The 19,201-nt window shown below is 74.4% G+C and carries 17 protein-coding genes; 13 read left to right on the top strand and 4 right to left on the bottom strand.

Translation table 11 applies throughout. From position 1 onward, the window contains the following. Nucleotides 1-40 precede the first annotated feature (40 nt). The 8 genes from AC07BF_RS01025 (at nucleotide 41) to AC07BF_RS00990 (ending at nucleotide 7,915) form a co-directional block, all read left to right on the top strand. A complete protein-coding gene (locus AC07BF_RS01025) occupies nucleotides 41-709 on the top strand; it encodes a response regulator transcription factor (protein ID WP_478332707.1) in 669 nt (222 codons plus the stop codon). A gap of 552 nt (nucleotides 710-1,261) precedes the next feature. Beyond that, a complete protein-coding gene (locus AC07BF_RS01020) occupies nucleotides 1,262-2,017 on the top strand; it encodes a transglycosylase family protein (protein ID WP_400843716.1) in 756 nt (251 codons plus the stop codon). Between the two features lie 294 nt (nucleotides 2,018-2,311). After that, nucleotides 2,312-3,067, top strand: a complete 756-nt coding sequence (locus tag AC07BF_RS01015; protein ID WP_478332706.1) for an SDR family NAD(P)-dependent oxidoreductase — start codon at nucleotides 2,312-2,314, stop codon at nucleotides 3,065-3,067. Between the two features lie 181 nt (nucleotides 3,068-3,248). Next, nucleotides 3,249-3,851 (top strand): TIGR03086 family metal-binding protein, encoded by a 603-nt coding sequence (locus AC07BF_RS01010; RefSeq protein WP_363588479.1) that lies wholly within the window; start codon nucleotides 3,249-3,251, stop codon nucleotides 3,849-3,851. A 161-nt stretch (nucleotides 3,852-4,012) separates the two neighbouring features. Beyond that, nucleotides 4,013-5,395 (top strand): DUF2079 domain-containing protein, encoded by a 1,383-nt coding sequence (locus AC07BF_RS01005; RefSeq protein WP_478332705.1) that lies wholly within the window; start codon nucleotides 4,013-4,015, stop codon nucleotides 5,393-5,395. A gap of 93 nt (nucleotides 5,396-5,488) precedes the next feature. After that, on the top strand, nucleotides 5,489-5,896 hold the full coding sequence (locus AC07BF_RS01000; protein WP_063350485.1) for a GntR family transcriptional regulator: 408 nt from the start codon (nucleotides 5,489-5,491) through the stop codon (nucleotides 5,894-5,896). 31 nt (nucleotides 5,897-5,927) lie between these two features. Further along, nucleotides 5,928-6,872 (top strand): ABC transporter ATP-binding protein, encoded by a 945-nt coding sequence (locus AC07BF_RS00995; protein ID WP_478332704.1) that lies wholly within the window; start codon nucleotides 5,928-5,930, stop codon nucleotides 6,870-6,872. Further along, on the top strand, nucleotides 6,869-7,915 hold the full coding sequence (locus AC07BF_RS00990; protein ID WP_478332703.1) for a hypothetical protein: 1,047 nt from the start codon (nucleotides 6,869-6,871) through the stop codon (nucleotides 7,913-7,915). The genes AC07BF_RS00995 and AC07BF_RS00990 overlap by 4 nt, the downstream gene beginning before the upstream one ends. Nucleotides 7,916-7,943: 28 nt before the next feature. Here the strand turns inward: AC07BF_RS00990 and AC07BF_RS00985 are convergent, their stop codons facing one another. Together AC07BF_RS00985 and AC07BF_RS00980 are read right to left on the bottom strand one after the other, a co-directional pair. After that, nucleotides 7,944-9,107 carry an alpha/beta hydrolase gene (locus AC07BF_RS00985; RefSeq protein ID WP_478332702.1) on the bottom strand — a complete coding sequence of 388 codons (1,164 nt, stop codon included), beginning with the start codon at nucleotides 9,105-9,107 and terminating at the stop codon, nucleotides 7,944-7,946. 91 nt (nucleotides 9,108-9,198) lie between these two features. After that, nucleotides 9,199-10,455, bottom strand: coding sequence for a hypothetical protein (locus tag AC07BF_RS00980; protein WP_478332701.1), 1,257 nt, complete (start codon nucleotides 10,453-10,455; stop codon nucleotides 9,199-9,201). Between the two features lie 265 nt (nucleotides 10,456-10,720). Here AC07BF_RS00980 and AC07BF_RS00975 point away from each other — a divergent pair, with 265 nt between their 5' ends. Further along, complete coding sequence (locus tag AC07BF_RS00975; protein WP_363588467.1) at nucleotides 10,721-11,113, top strand: hypothetical protein; 393 nt, start codon at nucleotides 10,721-10,723, stop codon at nucleotides 11,111-11,113. 53 nt (nucleotides 11,114-11,166) lie between these two features. Here AC07BF_RS00975 and AC07BF_RS00970 read toward each other — a convergent pair whose 3' ends face one another. Beyond that, nucleotides 11,167-11,631 (bottom strand): (2Fe-2S)-binding protein, encoded by a 465-nt coding sequence (locus AC07BF_RS00970; protein ID WP_478332700.1) that lies wholly within the window; start codon nucleotides 11,629-11,631, stop codon nucleotides 11,167-11,169. A 29-nt stretch (nucleotides 11,632-11,660) separates the two neighbouring features. After that, nucleotides 11,661-14,042: a xanthine dehydrogenase family protein molybdopterin-binding subunit gene (locus tag AC07BF_RS00965; protein WP_478332699.1), complete on the bottom strand. Its 2,382-nt coding sequence runs from the start codon at nucleotides 14,040-14,042 to the stop codon at nucleotides 11,661-11,663. Between the two features lie 328 nt (nucleotides 14,043-14,370). On the opposite strand from AC07BF_RS00965, the gene AC07BF_RS00960 reads away from it, so the two are divergent. The 4 genes from AC07BF_RS00960 (at nucleotide 14,371) to AC07BF_RS00945 (ending at nucleotide 19,071) form a co-directional block, all read left to right on the top strand. Further along, a complete protein-coding gene (locus AC07BF_RS00960; protein WP_478317575.1) occupies nucleotides 14,371-15,636 on the top strand; it encodes an MFS transporter in 1,266 nt (421 codons plus the stop codon). A gap of 244 nt (nucleotides 15,637-15,880) precedes the next feature. Continuing rightward, on the top strand, nucleotides 15,881-16,615 hold the full coding sequence (locus AC07BF_RS00955; protein WP_363617531.1) for a Mut7-C RNAse domain-containing protein: 735 nt from the start codon (nucleotides 15,881-15,883) through the stop codon (nucleotides 16,613-16,615). Nucleotides 16,616-16,765: 150 nt separating this feature from the next. After that, nucleotides 16,766-17,191: a cupin domain-containing protein gene (locus AC07BF_RS00950; RefSeq protein WP_478332698.1), complete on the top strand. Its 426-nt coding sequence runs from the start codon at nucleotides 16,766-16,768 to the stop codon at nucleotides 17,189-17,191. Beyond that, complete coding sequence (locus AC07BF_RS00945) at nucleotides 17,188-19,071, top strand: CocE/NonD family hydrolase (protein WP_478332697.1); 1,884 nt, start codon at nucleotides 17,188-17,190, stop codon at nucleotides 19,069-19,071. Before AC07BF_RS00950 ends, AC07BF_RS00945 begins: the two co-directional genes overlap by 4 nt. The last annotated feature ends 130 nt before the right edge of the window (nucleotides 19,072-19,201 follow it).

Raw genomic sequence — 19,201 nt, 5'->3', positions numbered from 1 at the left:
GTGTTCCTGCCGCAGCACCGTTCGAGGGGAATGACCAGCCGTGATCCGAGTCCTCGTCGCCGACGACGAGCCGCTCATCCGCGCCGGGATCAGGATGATCCTGGGCTCTGCCGCCGACATCGAGGTGGTCGCCGAGGCCGCCGACGGGCGGGAGGCGCTGGAGCTGGCCCGGGCGCACGGGGTGGACGTGGTGCTGCTGGACATTCAGATGCCGGTGATGGACGGGCTGACGGCGCTCGCGGAGCTGCCGAGGGTCGCACCCGGCGCGCGGGCGCTGATCCTCACCACCTTCGGGGAGCGCGAGAACGTCCTGCGCGCCGTGACCGAGGGCGGCGCCGGATTCCTGCTCAAGGACACGGCGCCGCACGAGCTGATCCAGGCGGTGCGCGCGGCGGCCGGCGGGTACGCCTTCCTGTCCCCGGCCGCCACCCGGCACATCGTCGACTCGCTGGCCTCCGGGCGCAGCGGTTCGGCGGCCGCCCGGGGTGCGGACGCCCGGCGCCGGCTGGAGGTGCTGACGCCGCGCGAGCTGGAGGTGCTGGCGCTGCTCGGCGAGGGGCTGTCCAACGCGGACGCGGGGGCGCGGATCCACATGAGCGAGGCGACGGTGAAGACGTACGTCAGCCGGATCCTGGCCAAGTTGGGCTGTGAGAACCGGGTGCAGGCGGCGCTGTTGGCGCGGGACGCGGAGCTCGGCGCCCGGGACTGAACGCGTCCGACCGGTCGCGGAGCGTGTCGGGTGTGGCGGATGCCACCAGATGGCCCGACGGAACGGGGAACTCCGGCTTCAGTGGTGACGGTGCGTCAGCTCGTCGTCGCGGTGGGTGGATGGTGTGCTCGGGCTCACAGGTGGACAGAGGTGAAGGGGGGCGTGAAAGTTGATCAGTTGATCTTGAAAATGTGGTCAAACCTGGTCGAACTGGGCGCGGCACCTTGATCAATACCGCCGGTAACAGTCAACTGACCTGCGGAGACCAAGAATTGCTTGCTGCACCCCGAGGTGGCCCGTAGCTTCATTGGCGGTGCAACGAGCACCACCCGGGTTCACCCCGACGCATGGCCCGCCGACCTGACCCCCGGCGCGAGGGCCGTGCCCGCCGACGCGACCAGCTCGAACAGGTCGTCGGCGAGTGGAGGTGGCCGGGGCGGCACGGCGCGTCCCAGACGTGTCCGGCCGCCCGTCGAGCGAGGTGAGCGCGACTATCGGCCCGTCATGGGTCTGGTTCCGCCTGCCCGCCCGGGGCTTGCCGAGAGGACTTATATGACTTCCCGTCACGAGACCGCCGCTGCCACCGACACCACCGCCACCAAGCGCAACCGCGTGCGGATGGCGGTCGTCGCGGGCGCCGCCGTCGCGGCCCTGCCGGTGGCCGGCCTCGTCACGGCCACCTCGGCCTCCGCCGCGCCCACCTCCAGCTGGGACTCCGTCGCCCAGTGCGAGAGCGGCGGCAACTGGAGCATCAGCACCGGCAACGGCTTCTCCGGCGGATTGCAGTTCACCCCCAGCACCTGGAGGGCGTACGGCGGCACCGCCTACGCCCCCCAGGCCCACCAGGCCAGCAAGGCGGAGCAGATCACGGTCGCCGAGAAGGTCCTCGCCTCGCAGGGGCCCGGGGCGTGGCCGGTCTGCTCGGCCAAGGCGGGCCTGAGCAAGGGCGGCGCCCCGGCCGCCGTCGACACCACCGACACCGCACCCTCGAAGCCGGCTGCCAAGCCGGCGCCCAAGGCCAAGACGCCCAAGACCCAGGCGCCGCAGGCCCCGCAGGCGCCGAAGAGCAAGCCGGTGCCGAAGCAGCAGGAGGCGTCGAAGCCGCAGCAGTCGGCCAAGCCGGCGCAGTCGGCGCCGTCCTCGGAGAAGAACACCTCCGGTGGCGGCTACACCGTCAGGAGCGGCGACACGCTGAGCGGCATCGCGGCCAAGTTCGGTACCGACACCGGCAACCTGTACGGCAAGAACGCCCGCACCATCGGCGGCGACCCGGATCTCATCTTCCCGGGCCAGACCCTGACCGTCTGACACCTCCGCACACCCGGGCCGAGCGGCCGCCCCTCCCCGGGGCCGGCCGCTCGGCCCGGCGCGTTTCCGGGGTCGGGCGCGAGAGCGGGCCAGGCACGAGGGGAGGGGGCGTGCGAGCGGGCGTGAGGCCGTGCGCGCGGGCGCTTCGGGAGATAGTTGAAGGTTGAACGCGACGTCTGAATACCGCCGGAGCTTTCCGGCGCCGAGGCCCAGGATCGAGTCATGTCCGAGATCGGAACCGGGGGTTCTGATCGGAACGAGTCGGATCACATCCGAATGAGGAGTTCTGGAGATATGACGATGAACGGTGCGGCGAAGCTCGACGGCAAGGTGGCCCTGGTGACCGGCGGCAGCCGGGGGATCGGGGCGGCGGTCGCGCTACGGCTGGCCGAGGAGGGTGCCGACGTCGCCCTGACCTATCAGGGCGGGGCCGAGCGGGCCGAGGAGGTCGCGGCGAAGATCACCGCGATGGGGCGCCGCGGTTGGGCGGTCCGCGCGGACTGCGCCGACCCGCAGGCGGTGCAGTCCGTGGTCGCGGAGGTCGCGGAGCGGTTCGGGCGGCTGGACGTCCTGGTGAACAACGCGGGCGTCGGTGTCCTCGGCCCGATCGGTGACCTGGCGCTCGACGACGTCGACCGGGTCCTGGAGGTGAACGTCCGGGCGCCGTTCCTGTTCGCCCAGGCCGCCTCCGCGCACCTGGCCGACGGCGGGCGGATCGTCACCATCGGCAGCTGCATCGCCAAGCGGGTCGCCTTCCCCGGCGCCACCGTCTACTCACTCAGCAAGGCGGCGATGATCGGCCTGACCAAGGCGCTGGCCAGGGAGCTCGGCCCGCGCGGGATCACCGCGAACGTGGTCCACCCCGGCCCGATCGACACCGACATGAACCCGGCGGACGGTGAGGCCGCCGAGCTCCAGAACAGCCTGACCGCACTCGGCCGCTTCGGCGCGGGCGCGGACGTCGCCGCCGCCGTCGCCTACCTGGCGGGCGAGGACGGCCGGTACGTCACGGGCGCGGAGCTCGCGGTGGACGGCGGGTTCGCGGCCTGACAGTTCAGGCCTGACAGCTCGCGGCACGTCGCAGTACGGAGACCGGCCCGGTGGTGCGACCACCGGGCCGGTGTCGTGGCGGGCGATCGTCGACGGACGCGTTTACGATCGCCCGGTCCGAGCGGTGCTCCCGACCGCACCCGGCCACGCCGGCGACGCGCTCCCGACCGAGAGGTGTGCCATGACCGCAGCGGAAGACCCGATCGACCTGCTCGCCCGGGCCCTCGCGCAGACCGCCGGGCTGATCGACGGTGTCGGCGTCGAGCTGGCTGGGCACCCGACGGCCTGCCGCTCCTGGGACGTCGGCGACCTGGTCAGCCATCTGCTGTTCGACCTGCGGCAGTTCACCGTCCGGGCCGGGGGCGGGCAGCCGGACTGGTCGCAGCCCTTCGAGCGGGTGGAGGAGGACTGGCTGCACGCCTTCGAGGCCGGCGCCGAGGAACTGGTCGACGCCTGGCGGGCGGCGGGCGACCTCACCGGCACGCTGGAGGTCCCCGGCGTCGGCGCCCTGCCGGCCCGCTTCCCGGTGGACCAGCAGATCGCCGAATTCGCCGTCCACGACTGGGACTTGGCCCATGCCACCGACCAGTCCACCGAGGGGCTGGACCATGAGGTGGCTCTCGCCGCCCTGGCCTGGGCCCGCGGCGCCCTCACGCCCGGGTACCGCGGCGCCGAGGAGGAGCAGCACGCCTTCGGTCCCGAGGTCGCCGTTCCGGAGGACGCCCCGCCGTACGACCGGCTCGCCGGCTTCTTCGGCCGCGACCCGGAGGCCGTGCGGTCCTGAGTCCCACGGAGCCGGCGGGCTCCGCAGGCTCCACATCACCCGCCTAGCGGACCGCATCCAGGCAGGTCGGAGGCCCGGTCGGCGCGGCCGGACCGGGGTTGACGACGGTGTGCCCTTCCACCACCCTTCCACTAATCGAATAGTGAAAGGGTACTTTGCCGATGCGTCTGTTCCGTCCGCCGCGTCGACCTGCCGTCCTGGCCTGGGGCCTGGCCGCGGGGTTCGCCGCGCTCTACACCTGCGTCGCCGTCAACCGCTACCGGCGCGGCCTGAGCAAGGCCTACGACCTGGGCATCTTCGAGCAGGCCATTCGCGCGTACGCGCACGGGCAGGCGCCGATCGTGCCGCTCAAGGGGCCCGGTTACCACCTGCTCGGGGACCACTTCCACCCGCTGATCGCCGTGCTCGCTCCGGTCTACCGGTTGTTCCCGGGGGCCGTCACCCTGCTGGTCGCCCAGGCGCTGCTGATGGCGCTGGCGGTCGTGCCGCTCACCCGGTGGGCGTACGAGGCGGGCGGGCCGCGGGTCGCCCTGGTGATCGGATGCGTGACCGGGGCGTCCTGGGGGATCGTCCGGGCCGTCAGTGACGACTTCCACGAAATCGCCTTTGCCGTACCGCTGTTGGCCTTCGCAGCCGCCGCGCTCGGCCGGCGCCGCCACCTGGCCGCGGCGCTGTGGTCGCTGCCGCTGCTGCTGGTCAAGGAGGACCTGGGCCTGACCGTGGCCGCCTTCGGCCTGCTGATCGCCTGGCAGGCCCGCCGGGGCCGGCGCGGCCCGCTGCCGGGGCTCGTGCTCGCGGGCGTCGGGCTCGCGGCCACCGTGCTCACCGTGACGGTGGTGCTGCCCTCGTTCAACCCGCACGGCGGGTTCGACTACTGGCAGCAGCTGGACGGCGGCGGGCGGCCCTCGCCCTGGTCGCTGGCGGCCCGGATCGGCTGGCCCCCGATCAAGTGGCTGCTGTTCTTCCTGCTCGCCGCCACCGCGGGCTTCCTCGGGCTGCGCTCGCCGCTGGTCCTGCTCTGCGTGCCCACCCTGGGGTGGCGGCTGCTCTCGGCCAACCCGCACTACTGGGGTGTCAGTTACCACTACAGCGCGGTGCTGATGCCGCTGGTGATCGCCGCGCTGGTGGACGCCCTGACCCGCACCGACCCGCGCCGGGCGCGGCACGCGCTCGCCGTCAGCGCCCTGGTGGCGGCCGTGACGGTGCCGGTCTATCCGCTGCACGAGGTGGTGATGCCCGAGGCGTGGCGCACCTCGCCCCGGCTCGCGTACACCCGGGCGCTGCTCGGCTCGATACCCGACGGCGCGACCGTCGCCGCCTCCAACCGCCTCGCCGCGCAGCTGACCGGCCGGGCCACCGTCACCCTGGTCTGCCAGGCGCCGACCGGGCCGGGGCCCGAGTGGGTGGTCGTGGACCGGACGGACCCGAGCGTGCAGGCCCCGTGTGCGACCGCCGACACCGCCCGGATGCTGGTCGAGTACGAGCAGCGCGGTTACCGGCGGGTCGTCGACCAGGACTCCCTCCTGTTGCTGCGACGGCCCTGATCGTCCGCATCGCCGGGCCCCCGGTCCGGCTTGACCCGGGTGCCGCAGTGGGTCACTATTCCACTATTGGACTAGTGAAAGGTCGAATCGCGTGTGATCGAGTACCGCATCGAGCGGCGCAGCGGCGTCTCCACCTACCAGCAGATCGTTCAGCAGACCAAGCAGGCCTTGCGGCTCGGGCTGCTCCAGCCCGGGGACAAGCTGCCGACCGCGCGGGAGGTCGTCGAGCTGACCGCGATCAACCCCAACACCGTGCTGAAGGCCTACCGCGAACTGGAACGCGAGGGCCTGGTCGAGCCCCGGCCGGGGCTCGGCACCTTCGTCCGGCGCTCGCTCGCCCGGCCGGAGGCGGCCGCCGACGGGCCGCTGCGTGCGGACCTGGTCGGCTGGGTGGACCGGGCCCGCGAGGTCGGACTGGAGCGTGAGGACATCGCCGCGCTGATGGCCTCCGTTCTGGAGCAGCGATTCGACACCGGGGTCTCCCCGGAAACACCGAGTTAGAGGACAGTGGGGGGACCGGGTGGACGACCCGATGAACACAGCACCGGCAGCGGCAGCGGCGGCGCCGGAGGCCCCGGCGGCGCTCGCGGCCGACGCCCTGGGCAAGCGCTACCGGGGCGAGTGGGCGCTGCGTGACTGCACGTTCGCCGTCCCGGCCGGGCGGATCTGCGGGGTGGCCGGCCCCAACGGTGCGGGCAAGAGCACCCTGCTCGGCATCGCCGCCCGTCTGCTCACCCCCACTGAGGGCGAGCTGCGGGTGTTCGGTCAGCCCGCCACCACCGAGGACCTGCGCGCCCGGGTCGCGTACGTGGCCCAGGACAAGCCGCTCTACCCCGGCTTCACGGTGGCCGAGACCCTGCGGCTCGGCCGGGAGCTGAACCCGTCCTGGGACCAGGACCTCGCTCAACGGGTCATAGATCAGGGCGAGTTGAGGATGAGGGTGAAGATCGGTTCGCTCTCCGGCGGCCAGCGCACCCGGGTCGCCCTGGCGCTCGCCCTCGGCAAGCGCCCCGACCTGCTGCTGCTCGACGAGCCGATGTCCGACCTCGACCCGCTGGCCCGGCACCAGCTGATGGGCACCCTGATGGCCGAGGCCGCCGAGCGCGGCACCACCATCGTGGTCTCCTCGCACATCATCCCCGAGCTGGACGGCGTCATCGACTACCTGCTGCTGGTGCAGTCCGGGCGGATCCGGCTCTGCGGCGACGTGGAGGACCTGCTGGACGGACACCAGCTGCTCACCGGCCCGGCCGGCAGCGCGCTCCCCGAGGGCGTCCTGGTCGAACAGCGCTCCACCGGCCGCCGGATCGACGCGCTGGTCCGCACCGGCGATCCGGTGGACGGCCCGTGGGAGAGCGGCCGGCCGAGCCTGGAGGAGCTGCTGCTCGGCTACCTCCGGACCCCGGCCGGCACCGCCCGGGCCGCCACCGGACCGGGCACGCAGGCCCAGACGACCGAGAACGGGATCGCCGCATGAGCACCAACGTCCTGGCCGACCGCGCCACCACCGCGGCGCCACCGCGCGAGCCGCGGACCGCGCCCCGCCCGAGCGGCCTGATCTGGCTGAGCTGGCGCCAGAGCCGCACCGCGCTCTGGGCGATCGCCGCCCTGGTCGTCACCGCGTCGGCCACCCTGCTGTGGCTGCACTTCTCCCTCCAGCCGCTGATGGCGGATCTGCGCCGGGCCGAGTGCTCCGAGATCGTCAGCTGGTCCAACGCCGGCTGCCAGGGCATGGTCGCGCCCATCACCCGCCGCACCTACCTGTACACGATGTGGCTCCAGCCGGCCCTGGCCGCCGTCCCCCTGCTGATCGGCATGTTCCTCGGCGCCCCGATGCTCGCCCAGGAGTACGAGCGCGGAACCGTCCGCCTCGCCTGGACCCAGTCCGTCAGCCCGCTGCGCTGGCTCACCGCGCGGATCGCCCTGCCCGCACTGGCGGTGCTGACCGCCGGTGCGGTGCTCGCCGTCCTGGCGACCTGGGTGTGGCGCGCGGACATCGGCGGCCGCCCGTTCACCTTCGATCCGCCGTTCCAGGGCCTCACCTACCCCGTCCTCGGGGTGGTGCCGATCGCCTGGTCGCTGTTCGCGCTGGTGCTGGGCCTGCTGGTCGGGCAGCTGCTGCGCCGCACGGTGGCCTCGGTCCTGGCCACCGGCGTGCTGCTGGCGGTCGTCCACGGCCTGCTCCGGTGGAACCGCGCCTCCTTCTACCCGTCGGTCAGGGAGCTGGCCCCGCGAGGTGTTTATTTCGGGCAGCCCAACAACGCGTGGCTGATCGACCGCGGGGTCGTGCTCCAGGACGGCCGGTGGGCCTCGAACGAGTTCTGCTGGGACGGCGATCGGACGAAGGGCTGCGAGGATGCCACGAGCAACTGGATCGAGTACCACCCCGTCGGGCACTTCGTGCCGATCCAGCTCGTCGAGACCGGGATCCTGGTGACGCTCACCGTCGTGGCGCTGACGGTGCTCTTCCTCCGGGTTCGGCGGGACGGCAACTCGCTGCGGGCGACCCGGCGGGCCTGACGTCCGAGGTCGCGGCCCCGGCCGGGCGTCAGTCGCGGCTCCAGCGGAGTTCGACCTCCGGGAAGCGCGGTGACGGGCCGTCGAGGAGGGGCGCGGGGCGGCCGCGGAGGAAGTGGTCGGCGAACGCCCGGGTGTAGGCGCGGGTGAGCGCGGTCGCCCGGGCGGGGGCGATGGTGCCGAGCAGGGCGGCGTAGGTGTCGGCGGGGAGGTGGCCCGGCAGGTTGCCGGGGAGGGCGGCGTGCGGCAGGTCGGTGAAGCTGAGGTGGCCGGCGCCGAAGGTGTGCAACTGCCTCCCCCAGGCGTGCTGGTGGCTGCGCCAGCGCTGCCAGGTCTCGTGGTCGGCGAGGGAGGTGAGCAGGAGGAAGGGCCGGTCCAGGCCGAGGTCAGGAACGGGCGAGCCGAACAGGCCGCCGTCGAGGTTGAGGCCGATCCGGAACCGCTCGTCCTGACGCATCGCCTCGGCGGCAGCCGAGCCGCCCATCGAGTGGCCGAGCGCGCCGATCCGGCCCCCGTCGACGCGGAAACGGTCCTGGCGCTCGGTCAGTTCGGTGGTGACGAAGCGGAGGTCGGCGACCCGGGCGGCGATCTCGCGGCGCTCGGAGGCCTCCCAGTCGGCCGGCTCGTCCTCCAGCACGGTGCGCACCAGCCGGCCGTCCGGGAACTCGACGGCGAGGGCGTCGTAGGTGTGGTCGACCGACGCGACGAGGTAGCCGTGGGCGGCCAACTCCTCGGCCAGCGCGGTGCAGTTGCTGCGCAAGCCGGTGCGGCCGTGGCCGAGCAGCAGCAGGGGGAGCGGGCCGGGGAGCGCGGGCGCGTCGGTACGGGCGGTGGGGCGGACGGCCGCGATGGTGCCCGGATCCAGCGGCAGGCGCTGATCGATGGCGGCGGCGACCCGGGGCGTGGTGTAGGGCGCGCGGGGGCGGCCGGCGGTGGCGCGTGCCGGGTACCAGAGCTGCACCATCAGCTCACGCGGGCCGGCGGCGGGCACGAACGGGTCCGGGCGATCGTGGTCGACCAGGTGCAGGGTGGTCGTGCCGACCGGGCGACCGGTGGTGGGGGCGGGCAGGTCGATGGTGCGCGGCCGGGCGGTCTGAGCGGTATTGGTCTGAGAGGCCTGGGCGGGCCCGGTGGGCAGCAGGGCTGCGGCGCCGCCCAGGCCCGCGAGTGCCAGCAGTGAACGGCGCCTGATCATTCAGCATCCCTCGGTGGTGGGGTGGTTGAGGTGCGGTCAGCCTAAGTGGTCCGGACCGGCCGGGCCAGGGGTGGCGGAGCGGTGGGGGCGGTCAGCGCAGGACGGCGAGGACGGCGCCCCATTGCGAGGTGGTCTGCCCGGTGGCGGCGCAGTGGTCCGGATCCGTCGCGATCCGGTGGGCGGTGGTGAGGCGGTAGGAGGAGAGCCGCAGGGCGGGCAGGCTGGTCCAACTGGTGCCGAACTCGGGGGTGCTGCCGCTGTTGCTGCCGACCGTGCCCACCAGGAGGTCGCCCGGCGCGCAGGCGGCGGCGTTGGCCGCGGTGGAGAAGGTCGTCCCGCCGGCGTCACCGGAGGCGCGGCCGACCGACCGGACGGCGGAGACGCCGCGGAACTCGTCGACGGCGACGTGGTACTTGCTCGCCCGCGGGTGGGCGACGCGGATCGAGTCCTCCGCGGTCAGCGCGGACGCCCCGAAGGCCGCGAGGATCAGCACCCGGTGCCGGAGCGAGTCGGTGACGTCCCCGACGATCCGGAAGCGGTCGCCCCGGCTGTCGGTGACCGTGACCGCGCCGGGACAGGTGCTGGTCAGCATCATCGTGACTACCAGGGCGTCACCCGGGGTGACGGGGGAGAGCACCGGAAGGACGATCTCGGTACTGGAGACGGCCTGCTGGTCGAAGGCGATCCGAGAGGCCCAGGACGGTGCGCCGTCGTCGGCGGCCGTGCGTGCCGCCGCCGGCCGCGGGCCCGGCGCGGGGCGGGCGGCCGCTTCGGCGGGCGCGGACTCGGTGTCCCCGGACGGGCAGCCGTGCGCGGACGGCGGCGGGGCGTCCGGTGCGCGGAAGCCGACCACGGCGAGCGTGCTGCCGACGCCGAGCGCCACGCCGAGGAGCAGGCAGAACGCGTGGGTCCAGATCCGGCGGCGGCTCCGGCCCGGTGCGGCCGGGGGCTCGGCGGCGGAGGCGGCCGTGCGGTCGGCCCTGGCGTCGGCCGGGGTGTCGGCCGTGGTGTTCGCGGCGACCGGCAGCTCCGAGGGCTCGACCGGTGGGGTCGGCGAGGCCGGTGGGGCCGCCCCCTCGTCGGCGGCGGCGGTCCACCGGCGGTGCCACTCGGCCTCGTCGCCGCCGCAGGCCCGGACGTAGGCCCTGGTCGTGGTCCAGGACGGGAGGCGCGAGCCGGAGGCCGCCTCGTGGAGCGTGGTGTGGGAGATGGAGCCGGCGGTCTTCGCCATCGTGCGGAACGAGGGCTGGCCCGCCCCCAGGCGCAGCCGGCGCAGGTCGGCGGCGAGGGCCTCCGCCGCGCTCGGGGCCTGTTCGCTCTCCGCGGGTTGTGACTCCTGTTCCGCCATGGCGTCCCCCTGTTGTCAGATGTCAGATCCAACGGCGACCGGTGTGTGCTTGTCGCGTACGGATCATAGTGACGCGTGGCTGCGGCGTTACGTGATCGACGGACTCCGGTTGGCAGGACGGGGTGTTCGGGGCGGGCGTCGGCCGGTGTCAGGTGTTGTCAGTTTCCGTCAGGCGGTACCGAACACCGTGGGAAGTCGGGTCAGCTGTCCCAGTCGCCGCGGCCAACGGGGCGGCGCAACGGTCCGACCGAACAGGGGAATCGACATGGCCAAGGGCATCCTCAAGAAGATCGGCCGCCGTGGCGCGACCGCGGCGGCCGTGGTGGCGCTGGCCGCCGGCGCGGTGGGCGTCTCGGAGGGCAGCGCGTTCGCCGACGGCTGGTACGCGCTCCGCTACCACGCGAGCGGCCACGGTGTGGGCGTCTACGCGCAGCAGTACTCCTGGACGGCCAAGGTCGCCGGCGACCTGGGGTCGTACACGTGGTCGTCCGACGAGATCTACATCGAGTGCTGGATCAGGGGCGAGGACATCAACAGCCAGGGCAACGTCTGGTACCAGGTGGGCGGGACGAACGGCAACTTCTTCGGACCGGCCTACGTCTACGGCGCGTACGCCGACGGCAACTGGTACTTCCACAACGGCCTGCGGGCGTGCTGACGACCGGCTGAACCCGTCCGCCCCGCCCGCGCCCCGGGCGGGGCGGCGTGCCGTCAGCCGGACACCTGCCGGGCCGCCGCCTGTTTGATGGCCTCGCGGATGCGCGGGTAGCTGCCGCAGCGGCAGATGTTCTGGATCTGGTCGATGTCCGCGTCGGTCGGGTTCGGGGTGCGGCGCAGCAGGGCGACGGCGGTCATGATCTGGCCCGGCTGGCAGAAGCCGCACTGGGCGACGTCGCAGCCGAGCCAGGCCTCCTGGACGGGGTGCAGGGTGTCGCCGTCGGCCAGGCCCTCGATGGTGGTGACGTGGTGGCCCTCGCAGTCCTTGACGGAGCGGGTGCAGGGCTGGAACTCCTCGCCGTCCAGGTGACTGGTGCAGGCGCGACAGACGCCCACCCCGCAGCCGTACTTGGGGCCGGTGACGCCGAGCTTGTCGCGCAGCACCCAGAGCAGCGGCATGTCGTCCGGGGCCTCGACGGTGACGGGGTGCCCGTTGAGGACGAAGGTGTGGGTGGGCATGGGGTGGTGGAGTTCCTTGGCTGGGGGAGTCAGAAGTTGATCGGGAAGGAGCGCGGGCTGGTGCCGGTCGCGCGCGCGTAGGCGTTGGCGACCGCGGCGGACGCCGCCGGGACGCCCAGCTCGCCGGCGCCGCCGGGCGCTCCACTCGGCGGCATGAGGTGGATCTCGACGGCCGGCGGGGTGTGCCGCTGCCGGGCGTACCGGAAGTCGGCGTAACTGCCCTCGCGCACGGCCCCGTTGTCGATGTGGTTGCCGGCTTGCAGGATGACCGAGATGCCGTCGATCAGGGCTCCGGTCAGCTGGGCTTCCAGGCCCCGGGGGTTGATGACCCGGCCGACGTCGGCGGCGATCACGGCCTTGGTGACCCGGGGGTCGGCCGGGTCGGTGGCGTCGAGCTCGACGAGGTAGGCGGCGCACCCGCTGTTCTCGTCGTGGTAGCCGATGCCCTGGGCGTGGCCGGGGGGCATCGGGCGGCCCCAGCCGCCGGCCTTGGCGACGGTGTCGAGGACGGCCCGGCCGACGGCGCTGCGCAGCCGGGCGCGGCGGAACGCGACGGCGTCCTGGCCCATCCGGCGGGCGAGTTCGTCCATCATGATCTCGTCGGCGACCCGGACGGTGCCGGAGTAGACCGACCGCCAGCTGCCGGTGGGAACGTCCAGCGGCACTTCGGCGAGCAGCTGGGTGGGGATGCCGACGTTGTACGGGTTCTTCTCGCTGAGCAGGAAGAAGGCCTGGGCGAGGCTGAGCCCGGCGAGCGAGAGGTTGAAGCCGGCGGCGGTGAGCATCTCGCCGAGGCCGTGCCGGAAGTCGGTCTTGACGGTGGCGGCGCGGTGCTCGTAGCTGAGCACCTGGCCGAGCGCGTAGGTGGCCCGGATCCGGTGGTGGCTGGCCGGGCGCATCCGGCCGTGGCGCATGTCGTCGTTGCGCGTCCACATGAGTTTGACCGGTCGGCCCGCGGCCTTGGAGATCTGGGCGGCCTCCAGGGCGGCGTCGAAGAACAGCCGCCGGCCGAACGAGCCGCCGCCGCGCACCACGTGGACGGTCACGGCGTCCTGCGGGAGGCCGAGTTCGGCGGCGATGGCCTGCTGGGCGACGATCGGCGTCTGCGCGGCGAACCACAGCTCGGCCCGGTTCGGCCGCACGTCGGCGATGGCGGTCAGCACCTCCATCGGCGCGTGGTTGACGAAGGCGAAGTCGAATTCGCCGTCCAGGTACTGGGTGAGCAGCGGGGGGATGAGGAACGGCGCGTGGGCGGCGCGCAGTTGGGCGCGAATGTCGGGGGTGGAGAGGTTGGCGACCGGGCCCGGGTTCCAGGAGGTGCGCAGCGCGTCGCGGGCCTTGAGCGCCTGGTCGAAGGTCTCGGCGAGGACGGCGACGCCGCTGGGGATCCGGACCACGCCGAGCACGCCGGGCATGGTGCGGGCGGCCGAGGCGTCCAGGGTCCTGAGCGTGCCGTTGATGGTGGTCGGGCGGGCGACGACGGTGGGGACGGCGCCCGGGATCGCGAGGTCCCCGGCGTACTTGGCGCGGCCGGTGACGATGTCGCGGGCGTCGATCCGGCCGGTGGGCCGGCCGACCAGGCGCAACCGGTCGGCGGTCTTGGGGGAGCTGGACACGGCGGGGAGGGCGACGGCGGCGGCCTCGGCGGCGAGGTCGCCGTAGCCGGCGCGGCGGCCGTCGGGGGCGAGGACGGCGGAGTCGGCGGTGCGCAGGGTGTCTGCCGGAACGTTCCAGCGCCGCGCTGCGGCGGTCACCAGCCGGGCGCGGGCGGCGGCGGCCGCGGCGCGCACCGGGTCGTACAGCGAGCGCACCGAGTTGGAGGCGCCGGTCAGCTGGTTGAAGAGCAGTTCGGGGCGGCCGTCGGAGAGCGGCACGTCCACGTCGCCGATCCGGGCGTCGAGTTCCTCGGCGACGAGCATCGCGATGGCCGTGGTGAGACCCTGGCCGACCTCCAGCCGGGGCAGGTGCAGCAGGGCGCGCCCGGCGGCGGTGAGTTCCAGGACGAGCAGGTGCGAGGTCGGCAGGCCGGCGACGATCAGCGCGTCGCCGAGGTCGAGGATGTCCGGGATGCCGGGCAGGCCGATCAACTGCGAGGGGGCGGCGGCGTCCTGGGCGGCCGCGGCGGCGCGGACGGCGGCCCGCGCGGTGGCGGGCGCGGCGGCGTCGAGGCCGAGCCGGGCGCCGACGGTGAGGGTCGGGGCGGCCAGCAGGTAGGTGAGGAAACGGCGGCGGCGGGTGCCGGCGCCGTCCCGTGCGTCGCCCGGGTGGCCGGTGTCGCCCGGGTGGCCGGTGTCGTCCGAGCGGGCGATGGAGGTGCTGATGGGAAGAGCCCTTCGAGCCGATGGCGGCGGCGGATCGGGCGGGCACGGCGGCGCCGGGCCCGGTGCCGGATCGCGAATGCCGTTGAGCATAGGAGGGCGTTACTGACCGGTCAATACGGCAAAACTTGGCCCTTCGGCGGGGTCGGTGACGCCCGAAGGCCGCTGGGCGAGGCGGATTCGGAGCGGGTACGGAGGGCGCGGCGGCGGTACGGCCGGGGCCGGTTCCGGGCCCGCGGGAGGAGCGATTCGCCGCCGTCGTACGGGGGTTCAGCGCTCGCCCGCCGGTGCGGTGGGGCCCGGAAGTGGACCAAGGAGTTCCGCGATCACTGGACCTTACCGCCGGTCCGCCTCCTGCCTAGGCTGGGCCGCGAACCGTTGCGAACACCCGGCCCGCGCGCCGCCCCCAGCCAGGAGACCCGTGTCGACCAGCAGCGCCCCGGCGCCCGCCCTCATCCCGCCCCCGGGGCCCCAACGGACCCTCGCCGCAGCCCAGTTGGCCAGCTCCGTCGGCGACGGCGCCTACTACACCTGCTCCGCGCTCTACTTCACCCACGTCGTCGGCATGTCGGCGACCGCCCTCGGTGCCGGCCTCGCCGTGGCCTGGGCGCTCGGCGCGCTGGCGGGCGTCCCGCTCGGCGCCCTCGCCGACCGCCGCGGCCCGCGCCGGACGGCCGTGGCGCTCGCCCTGGCCACGGCGGTGGTGGTCGCCGCCTTCCTGGTGGTCCGCTCCTACGGGCCGTTCCTGGTCGCGGTCTGCCTCTACGCCACGACGCAGTCCGGGCTCACCGCCGCCCGGCAGGCGCTGGTCGCCACCCTGGTGCCGCCCGCCCAGCGCACCGGGCTGCTCGCCCACCTCCAGTCGACCCTCAACGGGGGGCTGGCCGTCGGCGCCGCCATCGGCGGCATCGCGCTCACCGTCGGCACCCGGGCCGCGTTCCTCGGCGCCTTCGTGGTGACGGCGCTCGGCTTCCTGGCCGGTGCGCTGATCCTGCTGCGGCTGCCCGAAGCCCCGCCCGCCCCGGCCCGGTCGGGCGCCGGGCCCCGGCTGGCCGTCCTGCGCGACCGCCGGTACGCCGCCGTCGCGCTGGTCAACACCGTGCTGCTGCTGCGGATGCCGCTGCTCAGCCTGGTCATCCCGCTCTGGATCGCCGACCGGGCGCCCGGGATCGGCTGGCTCGGTTCGGCCCTGTTCGTCCTCAACACCCTGGCCGTGCTGGCCTTCCAGGTCCGGGCGGCGCGCGGCGTCACCGGCCTGGGCCCGGCCGCACGGGCCGTCCGCTCGGCCGGGCTGGTGCTGCTCGCCTCCTGCGCGGTGTTCGGCCTGTCGGCCCTGGACGTCCCGGTGTGGGCGGTCGCTGCGCTGCTGGTGGCGGCCTCCGTCCTCCAGGTGATCGGCGAGATGCGGCAGTCGGCGGGCTCCTGGCAGATCAGCTTCGACCTCGCCCCGCCCGAGCGGATCGGCCAGTACCAGGGCTTCTTCGGCACCGGCGTGGCCGTCGCCCGCACCCTCGGGCCGCTGCTGCTGACCACCCTGCTGCTGGACGGCGGGCTCGCGGGCTGGCTCGTCCTGGGCGGCCTCTTCCTGGCGGCCGGGTACGCGATGGGGCCGGTCGTCCGCTGGGCCGAGCGGGACCGCGACCGGGGCCGCCCGGCGCCGGTCACCTCCGCTGTCGCAGTCCCGTAGCGGCCCCCCCGCACCGGCCTTCTCCGCCGGCCCGGTGCCCTTCGCACCGGCTTTCCCGTCGACCCGGCGCCCTCCCCGCCGGCCCGGCGGCCTCCTCGACGCCCCTGCGCGCCGCCCCGAACCGGCTGCTCAGCCCCGGTCGGGGCCCGCGCCGGCCGCCGCCGCCGCGAGCCCGCCCGAGAATGCTCCGACGGCTGACCGGAAACCGGTGGCCCGGGCCGCCGCCCGCTGGCATGCTGGCCGCGTGGACCGACCCCAGATCTGGCTCGACTTCGCCCCCGAGCTGCACCTCTTCGTCTCCGGGCCCCGGCGGGCCGGCCGCTCGGCGCTGCGCACCGACGGCACCTCGACGCTCGGCCATGTCGTCGAGTCCCTGGGCGTCCCGCTCACCGAGGTCGGCACCCTGCTGGTGGACGGCCGGCCGGTGCCCGGGTCGCACGTGCCGGTCGACGAGGAACACGTCACCGTCCGGGCCGTGGACCGGCCGCAGCCCTCGCCCGCCCCGCCGCGCTTCCTGCTGGACGTCCACCTCGGCACCCTCACCCGCCGACTGCGCCTGCTCGGCGTCGACGCCGCCTACGAGAACCCGGACATCGGCGACGCCGCGCTCGCCGCCCGCTCCGCCGCCGAGCAGCGCGTCCTGCTCTCGCGCGACCGGGGCCTGCTGCGCCGCCGCGAACTGTGGGCCGGCGCCTACGTCTACAGCCACCGCCCCAACGAGCAGCTGCGCGACGTGCTCTCCCGCTTCGCGCCCCCGCTCGATCCGTGGAGCCGCTGCACCACCTGCAACGGCACGCTGCGCGAGGCCGACAAGACCTCGGTGCGCGAGCAGCTGCGGGACGGCACCGAGCGCTCCTACGACGTCTTCGCCCAGTGCGTCGACTGCGGCCAGGCCTACTGGCGCGGCGCCCACCACGCCCGGCTGGACGCGATCGTCACCGACGCCCTCCGCGAGTTCGGCACGCCCGCCGGCGGCTGAGACCGGCGCGGGGCCACCGTCGGACCGGCGCGGGGCCGGCGCGTCGAACTACGGGACATCTCAGGGTGGCGGCCGGGCGCCGGGGCGTGTTCTCATCGGCGGTGGGGGGCGAGACCAAGGTACTCCGTGACGTGAGAGAGGCCGGGTCGGATGACCAGTCAGCCAGTGCAGCAACCGTTCCAGACAGCGGACGTCGGTCACGTCCAGGTGGTGACCGCACCGGACGGGGCCGCGGTGTTCCCGCTGCTGGTCCTGGACGGACAGGGGAGCCTCGCGGTGTTCGAGCTCGCCCCCGGGCAGGTGTCGCACGCGGTGTCGCACGCCACCGTGCAGGAGCTGTGGCAGGTCGTCGAGGGCGCCGGGGAGCTGTGGCGCCGCCAGGGCGGGCGGGAGGAGACCGTCCGGCTCGTGCCCGGGACGGCGGCCTCGATCCCGCTCGGTACGGCGTTCCAGTTCCGGGCCGACGAGGACGCCGACCGGCCGCTGCGGATCGCCGCCGTCACCATGCCGCCCTGGCCCGGCACCGACACCGAGGCCAGGCCCGAGGACGGCCCCTGGAAGGCGACCTCCCGGTGAGCCGGGCAGGGGGGATCCCGCGCCGCCCGCTGGCGGCGCTGGTCGCGGCCGCGGCCGTGCTCGGACTCGCCGTGGCGCCCGCCGCGGCCGCCCCGGCCGCCGAGCCGCACCTCCAGTCGCGCTACGTGACGATGCCCGACGGCGTCCGCCTCGCCGTCGACGTCTGGCTGCCCGAGGGCACCAGGGACGGTGCGAACCTGCCCACCGTCCTGGTCACCCAGCGCTACTGGCGGGCCCGGGTCTACCCCGGCGCACCCGGCAACGGCGGCCGCAGCAGCGACGCCGACGGCTGGAACGCCCATGGCTACGCCTACGTGGTCGCCGACCTGCGCGGCACCGGCGCCTCCTTCGGCACCCTGAGCTCCGAACTCGGCGCCGACACCGTCGCCGACAGCGGCCCGCTCAGTGACTGGATCGCCGCCCAGCCCTGGTCCAACGGCCGGGTCGGCACCACCGGCGTCTCCTACGGCGGCGACACCGCGATGCTCGCCACCGCCCTCGGCAACCACCACATCACCGCCGCAGCCCCGATCTCCTACGACTTCGACCCGTACGAGGACCTGGTACGCCCCGGCGGCCTGCTCATCGAGCCCCGGATCGCCCCGTACGCGCTGCTGCTGCGCATCCTCGACCAGGCCGGCGGCACCACCTGCGACACCGACGAGCAGACCCGGCAGGTCTGCGCGGCCACCGGCCTGACCGGGGCCGTGCCCCGGCCGGTCGACGGCCCGGACGGACCGGCCCTGCTCGCCGCCGCGCGCGCCGAGCACACGGGCAACGCCAACCTGGTCGACATGGCCGAGGCCGGCGTGTACCGCGACTACCAGGACGGCCCGAAGAGCTGGACGGTCGGCAGCGTCGGCGAGAAGGCCGACGCCGTCGAGGCCGGCGGCGTCCCCGTGCTCACCGACGCCGGCTGGCTCGACGCGGGCACCGCCAACGGCGTGCTCTCCCAGTTCACCGGCCTCTCCAACACCCAGGACGCCTGGATCGGCCCGTGGAGCCACGGCCAGGGCTACCTCGCCGACCCCTTCCAGCCCGCCCGCCACCTCACCGACCAGGAACGCGCCCAGATCGCCCAGCGGACGTTCGACTTCTTCGACCGCTACGTACGGGCCGACGGCCGCCCCGACGGCACCCGGCACCTGCACTACTACACCTTCAACGAGGGCGTCTGGCGCACCACCACCCGCTGGCCGCTGCCCGGCACCCGCCCGCAGCGGCTCTACCTCGGCGAGGACACCACGCTCAGCCGCCGACGGCCCGATCCGGACGACCGCCCCGGCGCCGACCTGCTGCGCCTCGACCCCACCGCCGGCACCGGCCCGCTGGACCGCTGGAACACCAACCTCACCGGCAACCAGGTCAGTTACCCCGACCGGGCCGCCGTGGACGCCAAGCTCCTCAGCTACACCACCCCGCCGCTGACCGACGACACCCGGGTGACCGGCAACGGCCGCGTCACGCTCGACGTCACCGGCCTCGACGGCACCGCCCAGGGCGCCCTGCACGTCTACCTGGAGGACGTCGCCCCCGACGGCCGGGTCACCTACCTGACCGAGGGCCAACTCGCCCTCGCCGACCGGGCCGTGTCCGACCGGGACGACAACCCCGACTGGCGCCGGCTGCGCACGCCCCGCAGCTACGCGGCCACCGACGCGGCGCCCTTCCCGCAGGGCCGGGCCCGTCGGGTCACCATCGACCTGCAACCCGTCGCGGTGCTCTTCCGGGCCGGCGAGCGGATCCGGCTCACGGTCGCCGCCGCCAACCCGGACTCCTTCCAACTGCTCCCGGCCGACGGCCGGGCGAGCTACCGGATCGGGCACGGCGGAGCCGACCCGTCCTTCCTGGAGCTGCCGGTGGTGCGCGGCACCCCGTAGCGCCGCCGAACGTGCCCGGGGCCGGGGGGGGGGGGGGGCCCCCCCAGGCCCGGGGGCTTCACTCCCTCACCCCCGCAAAGAAAGAGGAAGATGGACGGGGCCACCCCAGACAGGGGGGCGTCAGGCCTCC

The organism is Kitasatospora sp. NPDC043950, from assembly GCF_056435345.1.
This window is presented reverse-complemented; position numbering and strand designations above follow the sequence as displayed.

Coding starts and splice junctions, on each gene's coding strand:
- AC07BF_RS01010 (WP_363588479.1), top strand. CDS start 3,249: ATGACCGCAGCGGAAGACCCGATCGACCTGCTCGCCCGGGCCCTCGCG.
- AC07BF_RS00990 (WP_478332703.1), top strand. CDS start 6,869: ATGAGCACCAACGTCCTGGCCGACCGCGCCACCACCGCGGCGCCACCG.
- AC07BF_RS00980 (WP_478332701.1), bottom strand. CDS start 10,455: ATGGCGGAACAGGAGTCACAACCCGCGGAGAGCGAACAGGCCCCGAGC.
- AC07BF_RS00985 (WP_478332702.1), bottom strand. CDS start 9,107: ATGATCAGGCGCCGTTCACTGCTGGCACTCGCGGGCCTGGGCGGCGCC.
- AC07BF_RS00950 (WP_478332698.1), top strand. CDS start 16,766: ATGACCAGTCAGCCAGTGCAGCAACCGTTCCAGACAGCGGACGTCGGT.
- AC07BF_RS01020 (WP_400843716.1), top strand. CDS start 1,262: ATGACTTCCCGTCACGAGACCGCCGCTGCCACCGACACCACCGCCACC.
- AC07BF_RS00975 (WP_363588467.1), top strand. CDS start 10,721: ATGGCCAAGGGCATCCTCAAGAAGATCGGCCGCCGTGGCGCGACCGCG.
- AC07BF_RS01005 (WP_478332705.1), top strand. CDS start 4,013: ATGCGTCTGTTCCGTCCGCCGCGTCGACCTGCCGTCCTGGCCTGGGGC.
- AC07BF_RS00995 (WP_478332704.1), top strand. CDS start 5,928: ATGAACACAGCACCGGCAGCGGCAGCGGCGGCGCCGGAGGCCCCGGCG.
- AC07BF_RS01015 (WP_478332706.1), top strand. CDS start 2,312: ATGACGATGAACGGTGCGGCGAAGCTCGACGGCAAGGTGGCCCTGGTG.
- AC07BF_RS00970 (WP_478332700.1), bottom strand. CDS start 11,631: ATGCCCACCCACACCTTCGTCCTCAACGGGCACCCCGTCACCGTCGAG.
- AC07BF_RS00965 (WP_478332699.1), bottom strand. CDS start 14,042: ATGCTCAACGGCATTCGCGATCCGGCACCGGGCCCGGCGCCGCCGTGC.